Source organism: Aquabacterium sp., assembly GCF_004297345.1.
Lineage (GTDB): Bacteria > Pseudomonadota > Gammaproteobacteria > Burkholderiales > Burkholderiaceae_C > Aquabacterium.
The window spans coordinates 1-2,819 of the sequence record NZ_SCTN01000393.1 but is presented as its reverse complement, the minus strand read 5'-3'; the positions used below and the strand labels follow the sequence as shown (position 1 = coordinate 2,819).

The 2,819-nt window shown below is 63.7% G+C and carries 3 protein-coding genes; 2 read left to right on the top strand and 1 reads right to left on the bottom strand.

Annotation, left to right across the window (positions count from 1 at the left end; all coding sequences use genetic code 11):
* The coding region (locus tag EPO09_RS15110; RefSeq protein ID WP_290644155.1) for a septal ring lytic transglycosylase RlpA family protein at nt 1-816 on the top strand (816 nt) is incomplete at its 5' end.
* Between the two features lie 29 nt (nt 817-845).
* Here the strand turns inward: EPO09_RS15110 and hemE are convergent.
* Nucleotides 846-1,964 (bottom strand): uroporphyrinogen decarboxylase, encoded by a 1,119-nt coding sequence (hemE, locus tag EPO09_RS15105; RefSeq protein ID WP_290644154.1) that lies wholly within the window; start codon nt 1,962-1,964, stop codon nt 846-848.
* Nucleotides 1,965-2,074: 110 nt separating this feature from the next.
* Between hemE and EPO09_RS15100 the strand changes: the two genes are divergently transcribed.
* A partial coding sequence (locus EPO09_RS15100) for a hypothetical protein (protein WP_290644153.1) occupies nt 2,075-2,819 on the top strand: 745 nt, incomplete at its 3' end.

Sequence of the window (2,819 nt, the reverse complement as noted above, 5' to 3'; positions counted from 1 at the left end):
CCCCAGGTAGAGCCCATCAAGCCTGGCGGCCCCAACAAGCCTTATGTGGTGCTGGGGCAGTCCTACGAGCCCGTGGCGGCCGATGTCAGCTGGAAAGAGCGTGGCGTGGCGTCCTGGTACGGCACCAAGTTCCATGGTCGTCGTACCGCCAGCGGCGAGATGTTCAGCATGTATGGGTTGACGGCCGCGCACCGCACCTTGCCTATCCCGAGTTACGCCCGTGTTCGCAATCTGCGCAATGGCAAGGAAACCATCGTGCGCATCAATGACCGCGGGCCTTTCCATTCTTCGCGCGTGATGGACCTCAGCTATGCCGCCGCCGTGAAACTGGGTATCGCCAGCATGGGGAGCGCCGAAGTCGAGATCGAGCGCCTGACGTTCGATCAGATCCGCACAGGCGCATGGCGCAGAAGTCCGGCAGACGGCGAGAGCACCCAACTGGCTGCAGCGGCTCCGGCGGAGGCCACATCCGTGCCAGTCCCGGCTGATGGTGCGGATGATCCGATCATGTCTGTGGTGCCTCGCGTGTCGCAGCCACCTGTCGTCAAGGAAAGTCAGGCCAGAGCCTACACACCTGATGCCAAGGGCTTCTGGGTGCAGCTGGCCGCTTTGGGCAAGCGCGATGGCGTGGACCGTCTGCAGCAGAAGGTGGCTTCAGACCTGGGCTCTTTGCTGCCTTTGCTGGCCGTCTTCCACGAGGCCGCCTACTTCAAGTTGCAAGTGGGGCCGTATGGCTCTCGCGATGAGGCCGTGGCAGCGGCACAGCAGGCCAAGGATGCGCTGCAGTTGACGCCGCTGGTGGTCGAGCGCCGTTGAGGCGCTCGGCTTGCCAATGCCTGTCTGGTTCAGCCGCGTTGCTTGCGGCTGTAGGCATGCACGGTATCGACCAGCACGCTCACGTTCTCAGGCGGGGTGAACTGGCTGATGCCGTGGCCCAGGTTGAACACGTGGCCGGATTGCGGGCCGGGCACGCCAAAGCTGTCCAGTGTCTTGATGACTTCGGCCTGGATTTGCTCGGGGCTGGCAAACAGCACGTTCGGATCCAGGTTGCCTTGCAGGGCCACGCGATCACCCACCATGGCGCGTGCCTTGCCCAGGTTCATGGTCCAGTCCAGGCCGACCACGTCGCAGCCGCTGTCAGCGATCTCGTTGATCCAGATACCACCACCCTTGGTGAACACGATGTGCGGGATGCGCAAACCGTTGTGCTCTTTTTTCAGTTGCGACAGCACACGTTTGGTGTAGGCCAGGCTGAATTCCTGGAAGGCGCCATCGGCCAGCACGCCACCCCATGAATCGAACACCATCACGGCCTGCGCACCGGCTTCAATTTGCGTGTTCAGGTACAGCGCCACAGCGTCTGCGTTGACCGCCAGGATGCGGTGCATCAGGTCAGGTCGCTGGTACATCATGGTCTTGACCAGGCGGTAGTCGTCCGAGCCGCCACCTTCAACCATGTAGCAGGCCAGCGTCCAGGGGCTGCCGGAAAAGCCGATCAGCGGGACGCGGCCCACGCCCTGCGCATCGCTCAACGCCGTGCGGATGGTGCTCACGGCATCGAACACGTAGCGCAGCTTGTCCATGTCGGGCACGGCCAGCTTGGCCACAGCGGCCTCATCGCGCACGGGGGATGCGAACTTGGGGCCTTCGCCCGCGGCAAAGCTCAGGCCCAGGCCCATGGCGTCCGGCACGGTCAGGATGTCGGAGAACAGAATGGCCGCATCCAGGTCGTAGCGGTCCAGCGGCTGCAGTGTCACTTCGCACGCCGCTTCCTTGTTGGTGGCCAGGCCCATGAAGCTGCCAGCCTTGTCGCGCGTGGCGCGGTACTCGGGCAAATATCGCCCGGCCTGGCGCATCAGCCAGACGGGCGTGTAGTCCGTTGGCAGGCGCAAACAGGCCCGCAAGAAGCGGTCATTGGCCAGGGGGGGCAGGGCGATGCTGGGGGTAGAGGCGGAGGCAGTCATACGGGGATTGTAGGCAGTACCGCGGCCGCATCTTCTGCAGCCCTTATCCGGGGGGAGATCCGCACAAGTCATGAGTTTGTGGTGCGCGCGCTTCTGGCAGCATCGAATGCATGGCATTCATCACAGACGACATCGTTCCGCTCAATCGCAATGAACAGACCTATGTGGCGGTCGAGGGCGTGGCTGGGGGCGTGTTGCAGCCCTACATCCTGCGCTTCAATGCGCCGCTGGACGAGGCGTTGGTGCGCCGCGTCGTGCGCCAGTTGGTCACGAACTATCCAAAGCTGCGCGCCATTCTGGAAGCCGGGCTGCATCAGTACCACTTCCGCATCCTGCCTGACGACCATGTCGTCGATCAGTTGTTCGACCAGGCCTGGCAGGTGGACGCCCATATCGATGTGGACGACCCTGCCGCCCTGGAGGCATGGCATCAACGCATGCTCAACGAGGTGTTGCCGCTGGAGTTGGGGATAGGCTTGCGGGTGCGCTTCGTGCCCCATCCTCAGCGCGCCGTGATCCTGTTTGCCGTGCCGCACATCTTCGGTGATGGCATGACCATGATGCACCTGCTCAATCAGCTGGTGAGCGGGCTCAACGGTTTGCCGATGGCGCCCATGCCGGTGGAGGCGCCGTCCATGGTCGGTGCCATCGCCCCCGATCATTGGTGGCAGTGGCCGGCCAAGGCGTGGAAGTCGCGCCAGCACAAGGTGGCGGAATCGAAGCGGCTCAAGTCCTTGAACATCCTGCGGCTTCCCAGGCGCCCTCAGCCCAACTTGTCCATCACGGGACTGCGGCACCATGAACTCGGCGTGAGTGCCGCAGCAGTTCGGCAGGCTGCTCGCCAGCTCGGCGTGT

What these genes read in the sequence shown, in the direction of transcription:
- hemE (WP_290644154.1), bottom strand. Translation starts at nt 1,964, where the DNA reads ATGACTGCCTCCGCCTCTACCCCCAGCATCGCCCTGCCCCCCCTGGCC.